The 23,369-nt window shown below is 63.9% G+C and carries 20 protein-coding genes; 14 read left to right on the top strand and 6 right to left on the bottom strand.

Annotation, left to right across the window (positions count from 1 at the left end; all coding sequences use genetic code 11):
* Positions 1–87: 87 nt before the first annotated feature.
* From KI794_RS15110 to KI794_RS15100, 3 genes are all read right to left on the bottom strand, one after another.
* Entirely contained in the window at positions 88–1,125 is a 1,038-nt protein-coding gene (locus KI794_RS15110) for a proline racemase family protein (RefSeq protein WP_119282630.1), read from the bottom strand.
* Positions 1,126–1,185: 60 nt separating this feature from the next.
* Complete coding sequence (gene putP / locus KI794_RS15105; protein WP_119282631.1) at positions 1,186–2,691, bottom strand: sodium/proline symporter PutP; 1,506 nt, start codon at positions 2,689–2,691, stop codon at positions 1,186–1,188.
* 157 nt (positions 2,692–2,848) lie between these two features.
* A complete protein-coding gene (locus KI794_RS15100) occupies positions 2,849–6,421 on the bottom strand; it encodes a bifunctional proline dehydrogenase/L-glutamate gamma-semialdehyde dehydrogenase (RefSeq protein ID WP_255808536.1) in 3,573 nt (1,190 codons plus the stop codon).
* Between the two features lie 138 nt (positions 6,422–6,559).
* Between KI794_RS15100 and KI794_RS15095 the strand changes: the two genes are divergently transcribed.
* Together KI794_RS15095 and KI794_RS15090 are read left to right on the top strand one after the other, a co-directional pair.
* Complete coding sequence (locus KI794_RS15095) at positions 6,560–7,495, top strand: LysR family transcriptional regulator (protein WP_119282632.1); 936 nt, start codon at positions 6,560–6,562, stop codon at positions 7,493–7,495.
* 24 nt (positions 7,496–7,519) lie between these two features.
* Positions 7,520–8,212: an endonuclease/exonuclease/phosphatase family protein gene (locus tag KI794_RS15090; protein WP_119282853.1), complete on the top strand. Its 693-nt coding sequence runs from the start codon at positions 7,520–7,522 to the stop codon at positions 8,210–8,212.
* An 89-nt stretch (positions 8,213–8,301) separates the two neighbouring features.
* On the opposite strand, the gene KI794_RS15085 is transcribed toward KI794_RS15090, so the two are convergent.
* On the bottom strand, positions 8,302–8,952 hold the full coding sequence (locus tag KI794_RS15085; protein ID WP_255808535.1) for a GntR family transcriptional regulator: 651 nt from the start codon (positions 8,950–8,952) through the stop codon (positions 8,302–8,304).
* Positions 8,953–9,162: 210 nt separating this feature from the next.
* Here KI794_RS15085 and KI794_RS15080 point away from each other — a divergent pair, with 210 nt between their 5' ends.
* The 8 genes from KI794_RS15080 to KI794_RS15045 all read left to right on the top strand — a co-directional run bounded on the left by KI794_RS15080 (position 9,163) and on the right by KI794_RS15045 (position 17,917).
* Positions 9,163–9,918, top strand: coding sequence for a PIG-L deacetylase family protein (locus KI794_RS15080; protein ID WP_119282633.1), 756 nt, complete (start codon positions 9,163–9,165; stop codon positions 9,916–9,918).
* Positions 9,915–10,616 carry a 4-carboxy-4-hydroxy-2-oxoadipate aldolase/oxaloacetate decarboxylase gene (locus tag KI794_RS15075; RefSeq protein WP_119282634.1) on the top strand — a complete coding sequence of 234 codons (702 nt, stop codon included), beginning with the start codon at positions 9,915–9,917 and terminating at the stop codon, positions 10,614–10,616. The genes KI794_RS15080 and KI794_RS15075 overlap by 4 nt, the downstream gene beginning before the upstream one ends.
* Positions 10,582–11,673 carry a PrpF domain-containing protein gene (locus KI794_RS15070; protein ID WP_119282635.1) on the top strand — a complete coding sequence of 364 codons (1,092 nt, stop codon included), beginning with the start codon at positions 10,582–10,584 and terminating at the stop codon, positions 11,671–11,673. The genes KI794_RS15075 and KI794_RS15070 overlap by 35 nt, the downstream gene beginning before the upstream one ends.
* 112 nt (positions 11,674–11,785) lie before the next feature.
* Entirely contained in the window at positions 11,786–12,589 is an 804-nt protein-coding gene (locus tag KI794_RS15065) for an NAD(P)-dependent oxidoreductase (protein ID WP_119282636.1), read from the top strand.
* On the top strand, positions 12,586–13,701 hold the full coding sequence (locus KI794_RS15060; protein ID WP_119282637.1) for an ABC transporter ATP-binding protein: 1,116 nt from the start codon (positions 12,586–12,588) through the stop codon (positions 13,699–13,701). Before KI794_RS15065 ends, KI794_RS15060 begins: the two co-directional genes overlap by 4 nt.
* A 152-nt stretch (positions 13,702–13,853) precedes the next feature.
* Positions 13,854–15,476, top strand: coding sequence for an ABC transporter permease (locus KI794_RS15055; protein ID WP_255808534.1), 1,623 nt, complete (start codon positions 13,854–13,856; stop codon positions 15,474–15,476).
* A 49-nt stretch (positions 15,477–15,525) separates the two neighbouring features.
* Positions 15,526–16,635 carry an ABC transporter substrate-binding protein gene (locus KI794_RS15050; protein WP_119282638.1) on the top strand — a complete coding sequence of 370 codons (1,110 nt, stop codon included), beginning with the start codon at positions 15,526–15,528 and terminating at the stop codon, positions 16,633–16,635.
* Positions 16,636–16,726: 91 nt separating this feature from the next.
* Entirely contained in the window at positions 16,727–17,917 is a 1,191-nt protein-coding gene (locus tag KI794_RS15045) for an MFS transporter (protein WP_119282639.1), read from the top strand.
* Between the two features lie 50 nt (positions 17,918–17,967).
* Here KI794_RS15045 and KI794_RS15040 read toward each other — a convergent pair whose 3' ends face one another.
* Positions 17,968–18,684 carry a phosphonatase-like hydrolase gene (locus tag KI794_RS15040; protein ID WP_119282640.1) on the bottom strand — a complete coding sequence of 239 codons (717 nt, stop codon included), beginning with the start codon at positions 18,682–18,684 and terminating at the stop codon, positions 17,968–17,970.
* Positions 18,681–19,457: a GntR family transcriptional regulator gene (locus KI794_RS15035; RefSeq protein ID WP_119282641.1), complete on the bottom strand. Its 777-nt coding sequence runs from the start codon at positions 19,455–19,457 to the stop codon at positions 18,681–18,683. Before KI794_RS15035 ends, KI794_RS15040 begins: the two co-directional genes overlap by 4 nt.
* A 164-nt stretch (positions 19,458–19,621) precedes the next feature.
* On the opposite strand from KI794_RS15035, the gene KI794_RS15030 reads away from it, so the two are divergent.
* The 4 genes from KI794_RS15030 to phnE are packed head-to-tail and all read left to right on the top strand — an operon-like array spanning position 19,622 to position 23,312.
* A complete protein-coding gene (locus tag KI794_RS15030; protein WP_119282642.1) occupies positions 19,622–20,731 on the top strand; it encodes a TIGR03364 family FAD-dependent oxidoreductase in 1,110 nt (369 codons plus the stop codon).
* Positions 20,732–20,769: 38 nt separating this feature from the next.
* Complete coding sequence (locus KI794_RS15025; protein ID WP_119282643.1) at positions 20,770–21,690, top strand: phosphate/phosphite/phosphonate ABC transporter substrate-binding protein; 921 nt, start codon at positions 20,770–20,772, stop codon at positions 21,688–21,690.
* Between the two features lie 5 nt (positions 21,691–21,695).
* Positions 21,696–22,484: a phosphonate ABC transporter ATP-binding protein gene (locus KI794_RS15020; protein WP_255808533.1), complete on the top strand. Its 789-nt coding sequence runs from the start codon at positions 21,696–21,698 to the stop codon at positions 22,482–22,484.
* Positions 22,485–22,493: 9 nt separating this feature from the next.
* On the top strand, positions 22,494–23,312 hold the full coding sequence (phnE, locus tag KI794_RS15015; protein WP_119282645.1) for a phosphonate ABC transporter, permease protein PhnE: 819 nt from the start codon (positions 22,494–22,496) through the stop codon (positions 23,310–23,312).
* Positions 23,313–23,369: the final 57 nt, after the last annotated feature.

The following is a 23,369-nucleotide window of genomic DNA, read 5'->3' as shown; positions in this document are numbered from 1 at the left end:
ACTCTATACCGCGCAGCCCGTGACAGCGCTGAGGAGGCAGCAAGTGGCCGGAAGAAACCCCTCCGGCCACTTGCCTTGGATGAGTGTTTAGCGCAGGGTGAATCCGGTGCCGAGGTCGTCGGCAGGGTCGAGCATGAACCGGTGTTCGCCGGTCTGGTACGCGGTGCCCGTGACGAGCGGAATCACCGTCGCGGTGCCATCGGCGCGCGCCTCGCCAGCCTCCCATCGTGCCGAAAACACTGTGTCGACGATGGAACGGTGCTCGAGTGTTTCGGTGGCGCCAAGGATCCCGCTGTCGGCGAGGAGAGCGACGCGCGCGCCCGTGCCCGACCCGCAGGGGGAGCGGTCGACCTCACCGTCAGCGAAGACTGTGATGTTGCGTTGCTTGGGTCCGTCGTCGCCGCGGCCGAGGTCGTCCCAGAGGATCGTGCCGTAGACGCCAGACAGGCGGGGGTCGTCGGCGAACTGCGCTTCGGGCGACTCGTTGAGTGCCCACTTGATCTCACGGCCGAGCGCGATGAGCTCGGTGTACTGTTCGGGCTCGACCGACAGGCCGAGATCTTGCGCGCGCACTGACGCGTAGATCGCGCCTGAATAGCTGAAGTCAGCTGTCACTTCGCCGCGCGAGGTCTGCACTGAAACGCCGCGCGCGATGACGTGCGAGGCGACGTTTCTGAAGGTCGCGCCCACGAGCTTGCCCCCCGAGCGCTCAATGAGCGCGGCGACGCGGCCCGAGGGTACGTCGATGACGACCTCGGTAATACCGTCGGGGTCGCTCTCGACGAGGCCGGTATCGGTTGCCCACACGCCGAGCGCGATGGTGCCGTGCCCGCAGGCCGTCGAGAAGCCGTCCTTATGCCAGAAGAGCACGCCGAACGCCGCGCCCTCGTCGTCGGGCGGGGTGATGAAGCCGCCGTACATGTCTGCGTGGCCGCGCGGTTCGTTGCAGAGCAGCGCCCGAAGATCGTCGACCCCGTTCGCATTGTCGATCGCCGCGATGCGACGCTCCCCGACCGTTTCCCCGGGAAGCTCGGGGAGCCCCTCATGGACGATGCGGAACGGCTCACCGGCCGTGTGGTAGTCGGTGGTGTGGATCCAGGTCAGGCTGGAGGGTGACTGCGTCATTGCGGCTTGTCTTTCGGAACGTAGTGGTGGGCTAGGCGGGGAAGCCCCGCTTAACCGGGGTTACTTTTCGGCGCTTGTGGCGCCAGGGATTACGAGACTCATGGTCGTCGTAAATTCGGTGTCGATCTCTGCGTCGTGCTTAAACGTGAAAAGGCTCACGATCATGGCTGTCGCGAGGGCGAGGATGAACGCGGGCAGCAGCTCGTAGAGCCCGGTGTCGAAGGCCTTCCAGACGAAGACAGAGACGGCGCCAACAAGCATGCCTGATATAGCGCCCCAGTTCGTGAGCTTCCGCCAGTACAGGCTGAGCAGCACGACGGGGCCGAAGGCTGCGCCGAAGCCGGCCCACGCGAAGCTGACGAGGCCAAGAATCGAGTCGTTCGGGCTGATCGCCAGGAGCGCGGCGACGACGGCGACGGCGAGGACGCCGAGGCGACCGAGGATGACGAGCGTCTTTTCGCTCGGGGGCGTCTTGCGCATGATCTTGTAGAGATCCTCGACGAGGGCAGACGAGCAGACGATGAGCTGGCTCGAAAGCGTGCTCATGATCGCGGCGAGAACCGCAGCGAGTACGAGCCCTGAGACGAGGGGGTGCAGGAGCACCTGCGCAAGCAGCAGCACGATGGTCTCAGGATCGCTGGGTGCGCCCCCGAATTTGTCGAAGTAGGCGATGCCGACGAGGCCTGCCGCAACAGCGCCGGCGAGCGAGAGGAACTGCCATGACGTCGCGATGCGACGAGCTGACTTCGCCTCGCCTGGGGTTCGCAGCGCCATGAACCGCACGATGATGTGCGGCTGCCCGAAGTAGCCGAGCCCCCAGGCGAGGCCCGAGGCGACAACGAGCACCACGGCGCTCGTCGTCATGCTGCCGCCGCCGAAGAGCGACAGGTTCGCCGCGCCGACCGTCTCGACGATGCTGACTGTCTCGCCCCAACCGCCGATCGTGATGATCGCGATGACTGGCACCACGACGAGCGCGACGACCATCATCAGGCCCTGCACGACGTCGGTGAGCGAGGCACCGAGGAAGCCGCCGAAGAGGGTGTAGCCGAGCGTCACAGCGGTGACGAGGAGCATGCCGACGAAGTAGTCGCCGCCGAACGCGCTCTCGAAGAACTTGCCGCCGGCGACCATGCCAGACGAGGCGTAGAGGGTGAAGAAGACGAGGATGATGACGCTCGAGATGCTGCGCAACAGGTGCGAGCGGTCGCGCGTGCGGTTCTCGAAGAAGCTCGGCACGGTGATCGAGTTGCGCGAGACCTCGGAGTAGGCGCGTAGGCGTGGTGCGACGAGCCGCCAGTTGAGGTAGGAGCCGATGAGGAGGCCCACGGCGATCCAGCCCTCGATGAGACCGGTCGCGAAGATCGCGCCCGGGAGACCCATGATGAGCCAGCCAGACATGTCTGAGGCGCCGGCGGAGAGGGCGGCGACCCACGGCGGAAGCCCGCGGCCAGCAAGCATGTAGCCCTCGTGGTCGCTGGTTCGCCTGAACGCGAGCCAGCCGATGAAGAGCATGGCTGCGAAGTAGATTCCGAGCGCGAGGTAGAGGAAGAACTGGTCAGACATCGGTGTCGCCTTTCCGTTGGTTGCGTTGGGGCGGAGCTGCTGGGTGTGGGTTCTTTGTTGGAAGGGGCCCTGGGCTGGTGAGCGATTCCAATCCAGCCCAGGATACGCAGAGGGGTCGGGATCCTTGCGGGTCCCGACCCCTCTGCGGCCGAAAACCTTAGATCAGGCCCTCGGAGAGTTTGTTCGGCGTGCCGAACCGGTGCGCGGTGATTGAGACAGCCTGCTCGTGCATGAACGGCAGCATCTCAACGCGGCCCGCCGACACGACGTCGCCACCATACACTGCGATGTCGGGCTTGCCGCCCGTCGCAGCAGTGATCGCGGCGAGGCCTTCGGCGCGGCTTGCGCCCGCGATGAGGCGGATGCGAGCGCTCGCGTTCGGGCCATCCTGCGACGCGACGCGGCCGAGGCGTGCGGCCCAGGCGGCGTCGTCCTCGAATACGACCTCGACTCCTGCCGCCTTGAACGCCTTCGCGATCGGCTCGGGCAGCGCGGTCGGGGTGCTGAGCGTGGGTCGTGAGCCCGCGGCGACGCCCGCGGCGACAGTGCGGATCACCTTGTGGATTGGCGCATCTGCTGCCGCGCGCACAGTCACCGGCACTGCACGGTAGCGGAGCAGGTTGCGCTCAACGCCGACGCCCGAGGCGTCGCGGGCGATCCCGAACTCAGACTCCCACGCAGCAGCGTCGGTGCCGAGCGCGGCGCGGAGCCACTCAAGCTCCGCCCCAGCGACGCCTGCCTGCTGGGCGGCGGTGAGGATTGGGGCAGCCGCCGGGCGCGGCGCGGTCAGCGCTGCCGATACCGGTGCGTCCTCCCACTCGCCGAGGCCGTACAGGTAGCTCGGGCCGCCAGCCTTGGTACCAGCACCGATCGCGGACTTCTTCCAGCCGCCGAACGACTGGCGGCGAACGATCGCGCCGGTGATGCCGCGGTTGACGTAGAGGTTTCCGGCCTCAATGCGGTCGAGCCAGAGCGCCATCTCGTCACGGTCGAGCGAGTGCAGGCCGCTCGTGAGGCCGTAGTCGATCTCGTTGACGATGTCGATCGCCTCGTCGAGCGTCGCAGCGGTCATGATGCCGAGGATCGGGCCGAAGTACTCGGTGAGGTGGTACTCGGAGCCGCGCTTCACGCCTTCGCGGACGCCCGGGCTCCAGAGCTTGTTGCCGCCCTTCTTGTCGAGGGCGAGGGGGCTGTCGCTCTCGAGTGGCTTCGGCTCGATGAGCCACTTCTCGCCGGCGCTGAGGGTCGTGAGGCCGCGCTTGAGCTTGCCGTCGGGGGCGGTGATGATCGTGCCCATCTGCGTCTCGAGGTTCTCCGGGGTTCCGACCTTCAGCGAGCGAGCTGCGTCGATGAGCTGGCCACGGAAGCGCTTCGAGGTCGCGACCGAACCGACGAGGATCACGAGCGATGCCGCCGAGCACTTCTGCCCCGCGTGGCCGAACGCCGACTGCACGACGTCCTTCGCAGCGAGATCCAAATCGGCGTTCGGGGTGACGATGATCGCGTTCTTGCCGCTCGTCTCAGCGAGGATCGGCAGGTCGGCACGGAGCTCACGGAAGTTCACCGCTGTCTCGTACGCGCCGGTGAGGATCAGGCGGTCAACGCGGGGGTCAGCGACGAGCTTCGAACCGAGAGCACGGTCAGCGAACTGCACAAACTGCAGCACGTCGCGGGGGACTCCCGCTTCCCACAGCGCCTCGATCATGACCGCGCCGGAGCGCGCCGAGTTCGATGCGGGCTTGATGATGACCGACGAGCCTGCCGCGAGCGCCGACAGCGCGCCGCCTGCGGGGATCGCGACGGGGAAGTTCCACGGCGGGATCACGGCGGTGAGCTTCTGCGACTTGTACTTTGCGCCGTCGACCTGGCCGATGACCTGGCCGAGCATCGCGTAGTAGTTCGCGAAGTCGATCGCCTCCGAGACCTCGGGGTCGCCCTGGTCGAGGGTCTTGCCGCACTCGGAGCCCATGACCTCGAGCAGCTGTGCACGGCGCGCTTCGAGCTTCTCGCCTGCACGGTACAGGATGCGTGCTCGCTCGTCTGCGCCGAGCGCCTGCCAGCCATCGGCTGCAGCGACGCCGCGTGCGATGATCTCATCGAGGTCCTCAGCGGACTCGACGAGCGCCTCCGAAACCAGGTTGTCGCCGAGCTTCGACGCGACCATGCGGTCGGCGATCTCACGGCCCCAGACGTGGTTTCCGGGGAGATCCGGATCGCTGTCGGGGGTGTTGTCGAACTCGCCCTTGCGACCCTTCTCGACGAGCGCCTCGACGCGCGCTTCAGCACCGGCCTGGTCGTAGGCGCGGCGATCCTGCACGCGGTTCGACGGGGGTACAGCGTAGTTTGCGGGGTCGCCGTCTGCGGTGATGTGCTCGAGCTCACCGAGCGACGCGAGGAAGCGCGTCTTCTCGCGCTCGAAGAGCTGCGCGTTGTCGTTCAGCTCGAACACGGCCGACATGAAGTTGTCCTGGCTCGCGCCCTCTTCGAGGCGGCGGATCAAGTAGGCGATCGCGACGTCGAACTCTGCGGGGTGCACGACGGGAACGTAGAGCAGCAGCGAGCCAACCTCGCGGCGCACGGCCTCGGCCTGGCCGGTCGCCATGCCAAGCAGCATCTCAACCTCGAGGCCGTCGGTTGCGCCGCGGCCCTTGGCGAGTAGCCACGCGAGGGCGAGGTCGAAGAGGTTGTGGCCCGCGACGCCGACGCGCACGTTCTTCACGTGCTCGGGGGTCAGCGCGTAGTCGAGCACAGCCTTGTAGCTGGTGTCTGAATCCTGCTTGGTGCCCCAGGTCGCTGCCGGCCAGCCGTGGACGGCGGCGTCGACGAGCTCCATCGGAAGGTTCGCGCCCTTTACGAGACGCACCTTGATCGCGGCACCGCCGCGGGCGACGCGCTTCGCCGACCACTCCTGCAGGCGAATCATCGCGCCGAGGGCGTCGGGCAGGTACGCCTGCAGCACGATGCCTGCCTCGAGGTCGAGGAACTCGGGGCGGTCGAGGATGCGGGTGAAGACCTCGAGGGTGAGGTCGAGATCCTTGTACTCTTCCATGTCGAGGTTGATGAACTTCTTCGGCGATGCTGCTGCCGCGCGCTCGAAGAGCGGCACGAGCTGGCTCTCGATGTGCTCGATCGCCTCGTCAAACGCCCAGTGGTTATGCGGAGCCACAGTCGACGACACCTTGATCGAGACGTAGTCGACGTCGGGGCGTGCGAGCAGCTTGTGGGTGCCAGCGAGGCGACGCTCCGCCTCGCCCTGGCCGAGGATAGCCTCGCCGAGGAGGTTCACGTTCAGGCGAACACCGTCACGCTTGATCTTCGCGATCGCGGGGCCGAGCTTCGAGTCGCTCGCGTCAATAATGAGGTGGCTGACCATCTGGCGCAGCACCTTGCGGGCGATCGGCACGACGACGCCGGGCATCGGCTTCGCGAACGCGCCACCGAGGCCGATTGCGCCCTTCATGATGCCGGGGAGGAAGCCTGGGGTCAGCGGAACGAGCTCCTTGAGCTTCTTCGCCGCTACGTCAAGGTCTTCCGGGCGCACCACACCGTCGACAAACCCGACGGTGAAGTCGAGGCCGTTGGGATCCTTGAGCACACCTGCGAGGCGGGCGGCTGACGCGTCAGCCGGAATAGTGGCTGCTTCAGTGATCCACTTTTGTGCGAGAGCGACTGCCTCGTTCGCGAGATCCTGGGGGCGTGGGGTTGCCTGAGACAACGGCGGTCCTTTCATACGTGGGTGCGGCCGGGCGCGCGGATGCGCCGGGCCCATTCCCGATGAGCTAAGTGTGAATCCTCCGAAGCTTGAAGTAAAGCGATCCTTTCTGAGCAATAATATGAAGTGGGACTTAATGATTGAGGGGAGCGTTCAATGCTCGAGATGAAACGTCTGCGTTTGCTCTGGGAACTCTCCGCCCGCGGCACCGTTGTGCAGGTCGCAGAGGCGCTGAACTACAGCCCGTCGGCCGTCTCGCAGCAGCTCGCGCTGCTCGAAAAAGAGGTCGGAACGCCGCTCCTTCGCCGGGTCGGCAGAACGCTCGAGCTCACCGCTGCGGCCGAGGCCCTCGTCGCCGAGACCGCCGAGCTGCTCGCAGGCCTTGAGCGAGCCGAGACCGCCGCCCACCGAGTGCGTGGGGAGGTCGCCGGGTCGGTCCGCGTCGCGGTGTTCCAGACCGCCGTGCTTGCGATCATGCCGCAAGCCCTCAGGCGGCTGCGTACCGACTATCCGAGCCTGCGCGTCGAGATGGTGCAGCACGAGCCCGAGACCGCCCTCCACGAGACGAGCGTGCGCGGCTTCGACCTCGTCGTCGCCGAACAATATCCGGGCCACGCGCCAGCCCAGTTCGCGGGGCTCGATCACGCGCCGCTCACATTCGACGCGATCCAGCTCGCGCTCCCGCGTCTCGGCGCCGGCGACGCCGAGTTCGACACCGTCGAGCGGCTCGAAGACGCGGCGTCCTTACCGTGGGTCATGGAGCCGCGGGGTGCCGCGTCAAGGCACTGGGCTGAGCAGGCCTGCCGGACGGCCGGATTTGAGCCCGATGTGCGCTACGAAACCGCCGATCTCCAAGCCCACGTGCGGCTCATTGAATCGGGTAACGCGGTCGCACTGCTGCCTGGCCTCGTGCGCGCCGAGACCAGGTTGCGGATGGTCGACCTGCCCGGAGACCCCCATCGATCCATCTTCACAGCGGCGCGCATCTCGAACGCCGAGTCGCCAGCTGTGCTCGCGGTACGAGAAACTCTCGCAATTGAGGCCGCTTCGCTGGCAAAATCCGCAGAAAACACATACACGGTTGAACCATAGGATTCGCGACGTATGCTTGGCCGAGTGAAGACGATTAGTTACAACCTGCGCAAGAACCGCGCCATCGGTGAACTCGCTACCCTCGTCGACAATCACGGAGCAGAACTCCTCTGCCTCCAAGAGGCCGACACCGTGAACCTCCCCTCGCGTATCGGATCGCTCTCCCTGGTGCGCGCGACTGAGAAGAACCGGCTCGGGCTCGCAATGTACGTCGACGCAGAACGCTTCGACGTGCGGTCTGCTCAGGCATTCCAGCTCAAGAAGTCGCTGCACGACCGTGTGCTGTCGCCCGCGCACGAGCGACTGCTCGGCGCCCGCATCCACGACCGCGAGACAGGCTCCGATTTCATGGCAGCCTCGTTCCACGCGGCACCCCTCACCGCGCGCAATTCGCTGCGTCGCGTGCAGATTAGTGCAGCGATAGATGAGCTCGCGGCCATCGGCCCGGGCCTGCCCTCCATCATGGTCGGCGACTACAACTACCCCGTCTTCCATAACCGCCTCATGGAGCACGTACGTGCATCGGGCTACGACACAAACTTCTCAGATAAGCGCACGTACAACCGGTACCTGCTCTTCCGGGGTCACTACGACTTCGTCACCTCGACGGGGTTCGAGATCGCCCGCGTGCAGACTCTGGGCCGCGGCTCCTCTGACCATCTGCCGATCATGGTGACGGCGCAGCGCCACGAGGCGCTCGTGCCGCTCGCGGCCTAGCGCCGCTGCCTGGCCCAAATTGCCTATTGCATCCCACCTGCCTCATGCGTTTGGGGTGCAATAACGGAGTTGGAGGCTATGGGCTGGGGCTACCCTTCTCGCATTGCTGCGATGACGCCGTCTAGGTGCGCTACGGTAGCCGCCGCTGCCGCATCGGGATCCTCTGCCAGGAGGGCGTCAATGATTGCGAGGTGCTCCGGAGCGGACGTGGCCGCCCGGCCGGGGCGGAAGCTGAGGCGGAATTGGTGCCTGGCGCCCTGAGCCTGCAGGCGCTCAAGAATCTGAGAGGAAGTGGTGTGTCCAGAGAGCTCGCGAATGAATTGATCGAGCTGCTGGTGAAGGGCGGAGTACTCGGCGAGGTTGCCCGATTCAACAGCAGCGACGATGCCCTCGCGCAGAGATGTAAGGTGTTGGCGGGCTTCAGGTGAGACCCGCTGGGCTGCCTTCCTGGCGCCCAAGGACTCAAGCGCTGCACGCGTTTCCACGATTTCGATCGCTTCTTCAAGTGTGATTGCCCTCACGCGAACCCCACGGTTCGGGAGATGTTCGACAAGTCCCTCCGTGGTCAGCTTTAGGAGAGCATTTCGAACCACAGCGCGTGAGACGCCGAGCTGTTCGCACAGATCGACTTCGACGAGGCGCTGCTGCGGGGAGAACTCACCCTGCAAGATTGAATCTCGAATGGCAGCGATGGCGTCGTCGAGTGCGCTTGTCTGCTTCGGTGCAGTTTCAGTCGTCACGTGCAGTCCTTACTGGGCGGGGTCTCCGGGTCGAGGTGCGGCGTACGTTCGAGCTTACTGCCCGTGCGCCATCGATGGGCGCCCTTAAAGCAAAATTGTAAACAATTTCTTGACCAATTTTGTGTTGTGTGTTTGGGTAGTGACCAAAGCCCGCTGTCGGTAGCGCACTTTGCTGTTGTATTCCGACGTGAGTTCGAGGAGGAACCACACTTGTCACAGACCACACCGTCATTGCTTGTCATTAGCGCCCACGCGGGCGACTTCGTCTGGCGGGCTGGCGGCGCTATCGCCGCAGCTGCGCTGAAGGGCGAACGTGCCACCGTAGTTTGCCTCTCCTATGGCGAGCGCGGTGAATCCGCGAGCCAGTGGTTGCAGGGTAAGAGCCTGGCAGAAATTAAGGCTTTGCGCCGCGCGGAGGCCGAGGCCGCGGCAGCTGAGCTCGGCGCAGATATCGAGTTTCTGGATCTCGGCGACTACCCGCTCGTCGAATCTCAGGAAGCGATTTCGCGACTTGTGGACGTGTTTCGGCGCACACAACCCACAGTCGTACTGACTCACCCGCTCGCTGATCCCTATAACGAAGATCACCCAACTGCGGCTCGCATGGCGCTTCAGGCAAGGGTACTCGCGCAGGCCATCGGCGTGCAGAACTCAGACGGTTCGTTTCCCTCGGAGGAGGAAATCATCGGTGCACCGCCCGTGTTTTTCTTTGAGCCGCATCAATCTGAGCAGTGCGACTTCAAGCCAAACCTCCTGCTCGACATCACCGAGTCCTTCGACAGGAAGCGTCGTGCGATGGAGTGCATGCCGGCGCAGAAGCACATGTGGTCTTACTACACGGATCTCGCGGTGCGCAGGGGCGTGCAAGTCAAGCGAAACGCGGGCCCGAACCTTGGTCTACCGCACGAGACAAAGGGAGAGGCTTACGTTCGTTTCTTCCCCCAGGTGACAGGGGAGCTTTCATGAATCATGTGATTGTGACGGACATCGCCCGTGCAGACTCCAATGCGATCGCTGAGCTCGGCGAATTGGGCGTCGCAACCGTTCACGAGGCGATGGGACGGTGCGGGCTTGTTGGCCCAAGTGTTCGGCCGGTGCAGCACGGTGCACGTTTGGCTGGCAGTGCTGTCACTGTGCAGTGTTGGCCGGGTGACAACCTCATGATTCATGCTGCTGTGGAGCAGTGCGAGCCGGGGGACGTGCTCGTTGTGACGACCGTGTCGCCCTCGCTTGACGGGTCATTCGGGGAACTCTTCGCAACAGCGTTGCAGCGCCGCGGGGTGCGCGGGATTATTACCTCGGGAGGGGTCAGGGACGTCGCCGAGCTGCGTGAAATGGGTTTTCATGCCTGGGCTGGCGCCCAGAATGCGCAGGGAACCGTGAAGGCCACCGGCGGTAGTGTCAACGTGCCAATCGTTGTCGGCGGAGCCCAAATTGATGCCGGGGATGTCATTGTTGCTGACGACGATGGGGTCGTGTGCGTTCCGCGCGCTCAACTCGCGCGAGTGCTCGAGAGTTCTCGAGCGCGCGTCGCGCGCGAAGTGGTTGCTCGTGCGGCCTACGAGCAGGGGGTGCTCAGTCTCGACCACAACGGGTTGCGACCACTGCTCGCAGAACTCGGTGTAACGTATGTGGCACAGCAGGAGATCAGCCGTGGCCGATGACCCCGGCCTAGTGGGCATCCCATGTGTCTGGATGCGCGGTGGAACGTCCAAAGGTGCATTCCTACTTGGCTCCGAGGTGCCCAGCGACGAGTGTGCCCGCGCTGATCTTGCAAAGAGAATTCTCGGAAGCCCCGACCCTCAACAGATCGATGGGATTGGTGGTGCTCACCCGCTGTCAAGCAAAGTCGCCGTTGTTTCCCCAAGTGCGGAAGTCGGAGTGGACCTCGTCTATGAATTTCTTCAGGTGGCAGTCGAATCTGGCGAGGTGAGCCGGGCGCAGACCTGTGGAAATCTGCTTGCTGGCGTTGTCCCGTTCGCGATCGAGCGCGGAATTCTCACTCCACGCGCCGGACGAACAACCGCCGTCGTTCGCCTTCTCAATACGGGAGATCTCGCGACGGTGAGTCTCGCAACCGAGGACGGCAGGCTTCGCTATGACGGCGACTATGCACTCGATGGCGTCCCTGGAACTGGTTGTCCGATCGTCATCGAGGTGCACGGCAGCGGAAAGCTGTTGCCGACCGGCCTTCCCGCTCAGGACGTACTGGGCACCAGCGTCACACTCATTGACAACGGAATGCCAGTCGTCGTAATCCGGGCGAGCGATCTTGGGATCTCGGGGTACGAGAGCCCCGAAGAGCTGGAAGCCTTGGACGCGGTGCGAGACCGGGTCGAATCGATCAGGCTTGCAGCTGGACGGCTCATGGGGCTCGGGAACGTCGCAGCGCTTTCGGTGCCGAAGATGATGTTCGTTGCGCCTCCGCGAACCGACGGGTCCATCACGGTTCGCGCCCTCATTCCGCATCGAGCTCACCGCTCCATCGGGGTGCTCATGGCCGCAAGCGTTGCGGCGGCGACTACGATCCCGGGTGCTGTGGGCTCGGAGTGGGGCGTCCACGGGAACGAAATTCTCATTGAGCATGCAGCTGGAATCTTCGCATCTAACGTCAAGACTCGGCTGGGGGCGGACGGAGAGTGGCAAGGAAGTTCCGTTTCGACACGCACCGCTCGAAAGCTGTTTGAAGGACGAGTCTTCCCAGTTCCGGCCGGGGCGTAAGCTCCGCGAGCAAGACGTGACAATTGTGTTATCTAAATTGTTAACGAAATGCTTGCCGATATTGAAAACATCAACTAGCGTCGATGAACATCACGCAAATCAGGAGTCAAAGATGACAATCGTTGCAATACTCGGTCTCGGCGAGGCTGGAGCGATCTATGCCCGCGGATTTCGGGACGCTGGCTTTGCGGTCGCCGGGTACGACCCGTTCGCCACTGTTGGTGAGCCTGGCATCCGCCAGGAGGCTGAACTCACTGCCGCCCTTTCTGGTGCTGAACTCGTAGTGAGCCTGGTTGGAGCACGGGCGGCGGCAGCTGTGGCGAACGAAGCCTTCGCAGGCATGGCCGCGGGGGCCGTGTACGCAGACCTCAACACTGGCAGTCCCGCACTCAAGGAACAGCTTGAAAGCGAAGCCTCTGCCAGCGGTGTGCTGTTCGCAGACGTGGCTGTGCTTGCGCCTGTTCCCCGCTCCGGCGTCCGCACCCCGCTCATGGCTAGTGGCCTCGGCGCAGCGCGATTTGACGAGCTCGTCAAGGCTGCGGATACGCCAGTCCAGGTGGTTGATGGAAAGGCCGGTGAAGCCGCCGGGAGAAAGCTGCTGCGCAGTGTCTTCATGAAAGGCCTGGCTGCGGTCGTTATTGAAAGCGTAGGCGCAGCTGAACTGGCGGGCGCCGAGACATGGCTCCGCGAACAGATCGTGGCCGAGCTCTCCGGCGATGCGGAGGCACTAATCCAGCGGCTGATTGATGGCTCAACCACGCACGCTGCGCGGCGTGCACATGAAGTCGCGGACGCAAAAGAATACCTCGAGGATCTCGGCCAACCTACGTGGATGAGTACCGCTACGATCCAGTGGTTCGATCAGTTGCTCGCGACGGCAGACGCAGCGCACACAAGCGAAGGAGCTCGCGCATGACAATCAGTATTGAGAATCTCACGCTCAGCTACGGTGACTCCGTCGCTGTCCGAAATCTGAGCCTTGAAATTGAACAGGGCGAAGCGCTGGTTCTGCTTGGTCAGTCAGGGTGCGGAAAGACGAGCACGATGCGCTGCATTGCTGGCCTCGAGACACCCGACGAGGGAAGGATATCTGTCGACGGGGAAGTTCTATTCGACGCTGAGAGGGGGATCAACCGCCCTTCACACAAACGCAACATTGGCATGGTGTTTCAGTCCTATGCAATCTGGCCGCACATGAGTGTGTTCGAGAATGTGGCGTTTCCCTTGCGGATGAAGAAGCTTCCCAAAGCTGAGGTCTCCCGTAGAGTCGCAGAAGCGATCTCAGTAGTTGGGCTCGACGGCTTTGCTGACCGCGGCGCGAGCATGCTCTCCGGCGGGCAGATGCAGCGCGTTGCGCTGGCCCGTTCGATCGTCATGGAGCCGTCGGTCATGCTGCTCGACGAGCCACTCTCGAACCTCGACGCGCGCCTCAGGCATCGGCTGCGCACGGACCTCCGTGAACTACAGCACCGACTTGGATTGACCGCGGTTTACGTGACTCATGATCAAGAAGAAGCGCTTGCGCTCGCCGACCATATTGCAATGATGCAGTTTGGCAGGATCGTGCAGATTGGCCGCCCGGACGAGATCTATGGGCGACCCCTCAGTGCGTCCATCGCCGACTTTCTCGGGGTGGCGAACATCATTCCGGTGCGCTCACTCGGCACCCGGAGTGTTGGCCTTGAAAGCAGCGATGTTGCGATCCAGGTCGGACCCTACGATCACCGCGCTGATGAGCTGCGAGCCTGCATTCGTGCTGAAGACATTCTTCTCGGTGATGACGTGCCGGCGGAGTCCGCGAATACACTTGAGGGCGAGATTATTGCCCGTGAGTTCCTCGGGCCGACTGCAACCTTCCGGGTCAGAATCGCCCCTGGTGTTGAACTTGACGTCCTCGGCACGAAGCAGCAGGCGAATCGCACTCGCGAAGGAGAGCGCGTGCGTGTTCACCTGCCAGTCGAGGCTGTACAGGTCCTTCCAACGGAGGCGCCCGAGCTCGGTGAACGCGTGCAGGAGCGTGCAGCGTGACCATACAGACCTCACCATCCGATGCCACAGGCGTAATTACGACGCCGCGAGGGGTAAAAACGCGAGGCGCCTCTTCGGCGCAAGCTCAACCTCGAAAAGTTGCTGGCATCGTTGCCCTCTACGGAGTTCTTGGGATCCTGATTCTGCTCCCTGTGGCGCTCGTCGTTCTTTCAGCGCTCACGTCTGAGACCCCGCGACCCGGGAACATCTCGTTGTCGAATTTCACGCTGTCGAACTTCAGTACCGTGTTCGGAACGGGGGCGATGCGGGCGGCGGGTAACTCGTTGATCGTCGGCATAGGCGGCTCGGCTGTGGCGCTCCTGTGCGGTGGTTTCCTGGCCTTCGTCACCGCGCGAACGAACGCGCCGGCGCGCAAATTTCTGTACTTCGCAGGCCTCATGCCGATGTTTCTTCCAAGCTTTGTCGGCGCCCTAGCCTGGGGGCTACTTGGCGGGCCCAATGCGGGACTGCTGAACATTCTGGCTCGAGACCTCGGGCTGGCCCCGTTCATGAACATCTATACGCTGCCAGGCCTCATCGTACTCTTGGGGATCTATTACGCTCCGTACGCCTTCCTGTTGATTCATGCCTCGTTTAGCCTGATGAACCCGGATCTCGAAGAGTCGGCTCGCGTGCACGGTGCAACCCCCGGTCAGGTCCTGCGGCGTGTGACCTTCCCGCTTGCGACGCCGGCTATTCTTGGCGCAGCAATCCTGATCTTTACGCTGACAGTTGAGAACTTTCCGGTGGCGCAGATGATTGGCTCCGCCGGTGGACTTGATACGCTCCCAACGTACATTTTCAGGCTCATGAACTCCGCGCCCTCTCGCGGCAACGAAGCGGCGGCCGTTGCGATTGCGCTCGTGGCCGTAGTGCTCATTGTCACTGCCATACAGCGGCGAGTGATCTCGAAACGAACGTTCACCACTGTGTCAGGCAAGGGGCTGAAGCCGGCGAAGGTAGACCTGGGTTGGTTCCGCATTCCCGCCCTCATCCTCGGCGCTCTGTACTTTGTTGTCACTGCAGTTTTGCCGATCGGCGCGCTCATCTTCGTGGCGATGCATGATTCTCCCTATGTTGCGAGCGTGGTCGGATCGATCCAGGCGGGGAACCTGAACTTCAATGCGTTTGCCGACGTGCTGACCAACTCGACTGTTCACAAAGCGACGACGAACTCGCTTGTTGTCTCGATCTCGGCTGCAGTTATCGGTACTGTGCTTGCATTCATCGTCTCCTATGTTGTTAACCGCACACGGATTCCTGGGCGAGCTGGTCTCGGTTACATCAGCATGATTCCGCTCGCAGTCCCCGCGATTGTGCTCGGTCTCGGCCTGCTATGGACCTGGCTGCTCATTCCACTCCCCGTTTACGGGACGCTTGTCGTAATGGTGATCGCGTTCACTGCCGCTCAGATGCCGCAGGGGTTTCAGGGGGCGAGCGCGGGAATTCTGCAGATTCATCAAGACCTTGAAGACAGCGCAGTTATGCATGGTGCAAACCGCGTCCGAGCGATTTGGCGAGTGACGGTGCCCCTCTTACGCGTTCCGCTGACATCGACGTTCCTGTTGCTCCTCATGTTGTCGATGCGTGAACTGACAGTGCCGCTGTTCTTGTTCACCACCGATACAAGGCTGCTCTCGATCGTGATCTTTGATAACTACGAGAACGGAATTCTCCAGAGTAGTGCTGCGACGAGTGTGCTCTACTGCGTCCTTATATTCCTGCTTGCCTGGCTTGCGCGTCGGTTCGGCGAAGAACGCCAGCGAACGTCATAACTCTCCATACGTACCTCGACAAAGAACCACATTTCAGAGAGGAAATGCAATGAAAACACGGATCCTTCGGGGGATGGCGGTTGCCGCGTCCCTTGGACTTCTCCTCGCAGGCTGCTCGGCCTCCGACAACGGCCAAGAAACTCCTGCGCCTGCCGCTGGTGGTGATCTTGTGGTTGACGGAGAGCTTGTCGCATCAGCGGAGGTATATGAAGCCGCAAAGCAAGAAGGCACCCTGGTCTTCTACACAGGGGCGAGTGAGGTTTCTGAGAAGGAAGTCACTGATGCCTTTACGGAGCTGACAGACATTCCAGTTGAGATTGTGCGCCTGGCGCCGAACAAGCTGCAGGAGCGAATCCTCAGCGAGAACGCTGCCGGCAAACTCGGCGCAGACATTGTGCGTATCTCGGGCGAAGACCTCATCGTTGCGCTCGCGGAAGATGAGGTTTTCCAGAAGACTGAACTTACCGACGATGTAGCAGGATCCCTGATTGAAGGTGCGGCATTCGACGAGGGGCTCTACTACAACAGCTTCGACAGGGTGTACAGCTTTGGGTACAACAACCAGGTGATCGCGGAGGCCGACGCCCCCGACAACTGGGCAGATCTCACTTCGGCCGAGTACAAGGGGCAAGTCGGCCTCGTGCAGGTAGGTGCGGGCGGCAGCACGGCAGCGCTTACGCGTTTCCAGTTCGACAAGCTCGGTGAGAAATGGATGAAGGATCTCGCTGCGAATGACCCGCGCGTCTTTGATTCGTCAGCCAACCTCACGGATGCCCTAGCGCGCGGCGAGATTGGCGTTGGCATGGTGCCGATCGGAACGGCCTACTCGGCGATTATCGCTGGCGCTCCGATTACTATCGCGATGCCCGAAGAAGGGGCTGCTGCCTACCCGTTCTATCTCGGGCAAACACAGTCGACTTCACGCTCGAACGCCGCGACAGTATTCATGAACTGGCTGCTGTCGGCAAGCGGCCAATCACTTGCAGCCTCGATCGGTGACTACCCGGTCAACGAGAAAGCTCCAAACCCAACGATCGGTGATGTGGAACTGCCGGCGCTTGATTCAGGCTTCCTGTACCGTTCAACACTTGACGAGTCGCTTGCAAACCTTGAGGCGGACGCGAAGCTCTGGATGCAGATTTTCGACTACACCGGTTAGCCCTGAGCCGCCACGCTCAAGCTCGGTGGGCCGCAATTGAAGCCGAACGCTTCAGCTGCGGCCCACCACTGTTTGTAGAGGAGACATCGCCATGAGCCCTCGGTTCCAGAGCGGTACAGACCATGCCCACACTTCGTTGCTCGTGCACGCGGCACTCGTGCAGGTATTGAGTTATGGACTGCGCGCGGCGATCGCATACGAAATGCTCGCGCTCGGCAAAGACGGCGCATGGCTCGGTTACTCGGCCGCAGCATTCGCATTGCCTCCATTGCTCCTCGCACTCCCGTCCGGAGCGCTAGTGCGACGGTTCGGGGAGCGAACATCGCTGGTGATCGGCGCTGTCGCATTCGTGCTTGCCATACTCGTTGTGCTCGTCGTTGGAGAAAACCCGCTGGGCTTGATTGCTGCATCAGCTTTGATTGGCTGTGGTGTGTTGTTTTCGGTCGTAGGCGAGCAGAGCTGGGTGATGAGCGTGGCGCAGGGAGGCAGACTCGACTTCGCGTTCGGAATGTATACGCTCGCGACGTCGACAGGGCAGATGCTCGGCCCTCTGCTGCTGCTGATCCGCCCGTTCACACCAACGCCCGGCGCGCTCAACACCGCCCCCGCACTTACCGAGATTGCGTGGCTCTGCTTTGGGGGCGCCGTGATCATTTTCGGGCTTTCATGTGGGATTCCGCCAAGCAGAGCCGGCGGGCGGGCGGGTACTGGTGGAGGCGCCGTGCAGTTATTGCGCAGCCCGGGGGTGCCTGCCGCACTGTACACGAGCTCGATCGTGCTGACCTCGCTCGACATTGCGATCATGTATCTGCCGTTGCTTGCAGAGAGTCGTGGCATCTCGGCTGGCTGGGTGAGCGCGATGCTCGTCGCGCGTGGAGCAGCAACGATGCTGTCGCGTCTCACCCTCTCAGCGATGACGCGCAGATTTGGTCGTAGACCGGTGCTTATCGGGGGCAGCGGTCTCGCGGGGATAGCGCTCGTCAGCTTTGTGCTGCCTTTACCGGTGCCGGCGATTCTCTTGGCCTGTGCGCTCTACGGCTTTGCGGCTGGCACCGTGCAGCCGCTCACCATGTCATGGATGACGCTCATCACCACACTGGATCAACGAAGCACGGCCGCGTCGCTGCGGCTGCTCGGGAACAGGATCGGCCAGACTGGTGTGCCACTTATTGCCGCGGGGATCTCTTCTTTTGGCGGGGCGGGCAGCGTGTTCACCGCAGTTGGCGCGGGGCTCTTGGCGGCGGCGGCGCTGTCGCGTGCCGCCCCGAACGACACACGGTGAGATGGTGGCGGGCCTCGCGGAAGTTACGCCCCGCCACCCGCCGCCTTCTCCTACACGCCGAGGTATTCGGGGATCGCCGCCACCGAGTCGAGCACCGCTGTCGGGCGTTCGGCCTCGAGGCTTGCCCGGTCGAGCTTGCCGCTGAGCACGCCGATTGAGATCGCCGCTCCCGAGTTCAGGCCCGAGCGTACGTCGACCGCGGTGTCTCCAGCGACGAGCACGTTCGCGACGTCGGTCACCCCTGTTGCCTCCATGACTCGGTGAATCATGAACGGCGCGGGCCGCCCGGCAGCCACGTCGTCGCCGCATGACAGTGCGTCGACGCGAACGGAGCCCGCGGGAGCACTTGCCCCAGTTTCGGTGGCGTCCGCTGGGCCGACAGTCCACCCGAGCCCGGCGAGGATGCCCTCTGCGACCTCACGCGAGAATCCAGTGGTGAGAGCAACCTTGATTCCCGCTGATTGGAGCGCGGCGATCGCTTCGGGGACGCCGTCGACTGGGGTTGGCGGCTCCGCCGTGTAGTACTCGTCGAGCAGCGCGCGGAAGCGGGCGAATGTCGCTCCCACAAGATCCTCGTCGGCGACCCCGCCACCGAGCTCAATGAGCGCGGTGATTGCCTCCCGCTTCTCCACCCCCATCCAGGTTTGCAGATTTTCGGGGGAGACAGCGACACCAGCCTCGGTGACTGAGTCTTCGAGCGCACGGTAGACGGCGCCGCCGTCGTTGATTGTGGTGCCTGCCATGTCGAATGCTGCGAGGGAGATCATGCGTGGTCCTTTATAAGGGTTGAGCTGTTCGCGGGTTCGCGGACGAGCTGGGTTCGGTGCGCCGCCGTGTTTTCGATGGCGAACGTTGTCATGGAGGGGAGGTGTCTGTCGTCTGCGTACTCGATGACGGTGCCGTCCACAGTCGTTGACGTGCGGCGTGCGCGCAGCAGTGGGTAGCCTGGGGAAACGCGGAGCCACTCGGCGTCGAGCGGGTGCGCTGCAACGGCGTCGATGACGTGGCGCGCTCGGGCAGGGACTACGCCGATGCGGGCGAGCTCCTGGTAGATGCTCCCGCCGTCGAAGTCTGCGGTGAGCATGTGGCAGCCGATCTCATACGCGAACGACGTGCGCTCGAAGAGTGCCGGCTCGCCGTCGAGTGTGCGTAGCCGCACGATCTCAATCACCGTGTCCTCTGGCTTCACGCCGAGCTCGCGTGCGACGGTCTCGGTCGCGGGCCGCTTGACGGCCTCGACGACGTGCTGGCCTGGTGTAAAGCCCGAGAGCCTCGCCCACTCAGTGAATGACAAGAACGTGCCGAATGACTGCGACGGCACTCCGCGCTGGACCCTCGGCGGTGCTCCTCGACCCCCGGTGATCGCGCCTTCGGCACGCAGCGCCGCCAGTGCCTGACGCACGGGACCGCGAGAAGTGCCGAACTCGGCGACGAGTGATTTCTCACTTGGCACGCGTTGCCCGGTCTGCCACTGGCCGGAGCGAATACGCCTTGCCATCTCTTCATAGAGCTGGATATGCAGCGGCTGATTCTCGGTCATGCTGGTCAGCGTACAACTTGTCGATACCGATTTCGGGGTCGATTGGTGCCGTCAAGGTGAACGATCGGTGAGCGTTTTCTGGCCAGAAAACGCGTCGGTGAACGTTCCGCGAACAGGCTCGAAAAAAGTTGTCATGACTACTTTTGAACCCGCATTCTCGAACCATGACTTCGCACATCGCAATCGTCGGCGCCGGGATCGTGGGCCTCTCCCACGCGGTTGCCGCCCTCGACGCCGGCTACCGCGTCACCGTTATCGAGCAGGACTCGGCGGCGGTGCTCGCAAGCATCCGCAACTTCGGGCACGTCTGCACGTCGGTGCAGGCTGGCGAGGTTGGCGAGCTCGCCCGCGAGGCGAACCCGATCTGGCGCGCGCTCGCCGAGCGGGTGGGCATCGAGGCGCGGGTGTCGGGCACGCTCGTCATTGCCCGCTCGGAAGCTGAGGAAGCCGTGCTCGTTGAGCTCGCCGGCCGGAAAGACGCCGATGAGCGCGGGCTGCTCACCGCTGGGCAGGCCGCGGAGCAGCTTCGCCTCGCGGCCCCGGGCGAGATCCGCTCCGGGCTGTTGCTGGCGGGCGATCTCACTGCGAACCCGCGCACGGTCGTCGCCGATCTCGCGCGCTGGATCGCCGATCACGAGCGGGGCGAGGTCCGGTTCGGCACGACGTTGCACGGGGTCCGCGAGGGCCAACACCTCACGCTCGAGACGAGCCGCGGGGACATTGCTGCGGATCGCGTCATCGTCGCAGCGGGCCACCTCGTTGGCAGGTTGTTCCCGGATCTCGCAGGTGATGTCAGTGAGTGCGTGCTACAAATGGCCCGCGTGCGCGCGCCGCACGACATGGGCCTCGGCCCGGCAGTGCTCAGCGGGACATCGATGCTGCGATACGGCGCATTCGCCGGACCCGCGCAGGACGCGCTGCGGGCCGAGACCGAGCGGCTCCGCCCCGAGCTGCTTGAGATTGGCGCGAACGTGATGTTCACGCAGCAGGCCGACGGCACACTCCTCGTTGGCGACTCGCACGACTACTTCGATGCCGCGCCCCCGTTTCTGAATGAGCGTTGGTCCGACTTGCTGCTCGCAGATGCGGCGGAGCTGCTTGGAGCTCCCCGGCTCGAGGTGCTCGAGCGCTGGCAGGGAATCTACGCCTCCAGCTCGGAACGCGAGCTGCTGCGCGAGGAGCCGATCCCTGGCGTCTCGGTCGTAAGCGTCACGACCGGGATCGGGATGACCGTCGGCCCCGCCCTCGGAGCCCGCACGATCGCCACATTCTGACCTAGACCTGCTTCACAAACACACACCCAAGGAGAATCGTGAAGAAGAACACAATCCTCGCCGCTTCGGCGGTCGCGCTCATCGGGCTCGGGCTCACGGGCTGCTCGGCATCCGCCGACGACAGTGGCGCGAACGCCGACACGGCGAGCGTGACCTGCCCCGACGGCAAGATCCGCTTCGGCATCCTTCCCTACGAGGATCCCGAGCGCCTTGAGCCGGCCTACCAGACCCTCGCAGCGGCGCTCTCAGAGAAGCTCGACTGCGAGGTCGAGGTCTCGATCACCGAGGACTACGCGGCAGAGGTACTCGCGATGGAAAACGACCAGCTCGAGATCGCCCAGTTCGGCCCGCTCGGCTTCGTGTTCGCGAATCAGCGCGCAGACGCGACTGCGATGGTCTCGTTCGGCGACGCTGACGGCAAGCCAACAACCTACACGGGCGGCATCTGGGTGCCGAAGGACTCGCCGATCCAGACGATCGAGGACCTGAAGGGGAAGACCCTCGCCCTCGGTAGTCCCGGATCGACATCGGGCGACGCACTGCCGATGTCGGCGCTGAAGGACGCTGGCATCGACGAGGACGTGACCGCTGACTACGCAGGCGGCCACCCCGAGGCGCTGCTTGCGCTCGTCAACGGCACCGTCGACGCGGCGCAGATCAACTCCCAGACGCTCGCGACAGCGACCGCTGAGGGAACGTTCGATGAGTCGAAGTTCCGCCAGGTGTGGAAGTCCGAGGAGATCCCGAACGACCCGATCACCGTGCGCGGCAACATGCCGCAGGAGTTCAAGGACGCTGTCTCGGAGGCGCTGCTCAGCCTCGACGCGGCTGACGTCGAGAAGGTCTCCGGCTTCCTCGGTGTCGATCCCGCTGGGCCGCTGATCCCGGTCACGAACGAGACCTACAAGCCGCTGTTCGACCTCGCCGAGACCATGGGCCTCACCGAAAAGGACGTGTAACCCCTATGACAATCACCGTGCACAGCCCGGGCACTCCCGCTGCCCACGCCTCCGAGCCGGAGGTGCTGCTCGACGTCCAGGCGATCTCGAAGAGCTTCGGCGGCCGCGTCGTGCTCAGCGACATGAGCATGCGCGTCCACGCAGGCGAGGTCGTCGCGTTTCTCGGTGCGAACGGCTCCGGGAAGTCGACGACGCTGCGCGCGGTGAACGGCATCATTGAGGCGGACTCCGGCGACATCGAGATCGCTGGCGTCCGCCTCAACGAGGCGAGCGCAGCCAGGCGGGCCGAGGCCCGCCGCTCGGCTGCGACAGTCTTCCAGAAGATCCATCTCGTCCCCCGCCGCACGGCGCTCCAGAACGTGTGCGCTGGTGGCTTCTCAAGGCTCCCGGCCTGGCGCTCGATTCCGCCCCTTTATGGTGCGGAGCTGAAGGAGGAGGCGATGGCATGCCTCGAGCGCGTCGGCGTCGCCGATCGCGCTCACGACCGGGCCGACAGCCTCTCTGGCGGGCAGCAGCAGCGCGTCGCGATCGCGCGCGCACTCTGCCAGCGCCCCCGCATGATCCTCGCCGACGAGCCCGTGTCGGCGCTCGACCCGCGCGCGGCAGACGACGTCATGCGGTTGCTCAGGCAGCTCGCCGTCGAGGAGGGGCTCGGCGTCGCCGCCGTGCTGCACCAGCCCCACCTCGCCCGCGCCTACGCCGACCGCGTTATCGGACTCCGTGACGGCCACCTCGTATTCGACTGCCCGGTCTCAGATCTCGACGACGCCGAGCTCGCAGCCCTCTACCTCTAGGACCCCCAAGTGACCCACAGCACAGCCCCCACCCGCCTCGAGGTGCCGCGCGATCCGAAGACTGTCTACCGCGCGGGCTCGTGGTCGGTGATCGTTGTCGTGCTCATCGTCCTGCACGTGTTTGCGTTCCAGGCCACCGAGTTTCGACCTGAGGCGCTCGTCACCGGCGCGAAGGGCATGGCGAACTTCATCTCGGAGGCGTTCCCTCCAGACCTGAGCCCTGAGGTGTTGCAGAAGGGTATCGGCGGCGCGCTCACGACGCTCTGGGTCGGCCTGCTTGGCACGACGGTGTCTGTGCCGTTCGCGCTTCTCCTCGCCGTGTTCGCGGCGCGCACGACAACGCCGAATCAGGCCGTGTACCAGGTCGCGCGCAGCATCCTCTCGTTCTTCCGCGCGGTGCCCGACATCGTGTTCGCGCTGATCTTTGTGACAGCGGTCGGGCTCGGGCCGTTCGCTGGCGTGCTCGCCCTCATCTGCCACAACACGGGCGTGATGGGCAAGCTCTGGGCGGAGGCGATGGAGGACGTGGATCAGGGCCCCGAGCAGGCGCTGCGCACCGCGGGTGCCTCGCGCTGGCAGGTTGTCGCGAACGCGACCATCCCAAACGTGCTCCCGCAGCTCACCGGCCTGCTGCTCTATCGCTTCGACGTGAATGTGCGCTCGTCGCTCGTGCTTGGCCTCGTGGGGGCTGGCGGCATCGGGCTGCTCATCAACAAGGCGATTAAGACGTTCCAGTTCGATGAGATGCTGACCTACCTCATCATCATTCTCATCGTGATCATTGCGGTCGATCTCGCGTCTGCCTGGATCCGCAAGCGCCTCCAGTAGTAGCGGGCGTAGGCGCGGGCACGAGCCCCGGCCCAGCCTGAGCACGGGCCCACTCCC

Source organism: Leucobacter aridicollis, assembly GCF_024399335.1.
In the GTDB taxonomy this organism is placed as follows: domain Bacteria; phylum Actinomycetota; class Actinomycetes; order Actinomycetales; family Microbacteriaceae; genus Leucobacter; species Leucobacter aridicollis_A.
The sequence above is the reverse complement of the archived record's forward strand: the minus strand, read 5'-3'. Positions and strand labels throughout refer to the sequence as shown.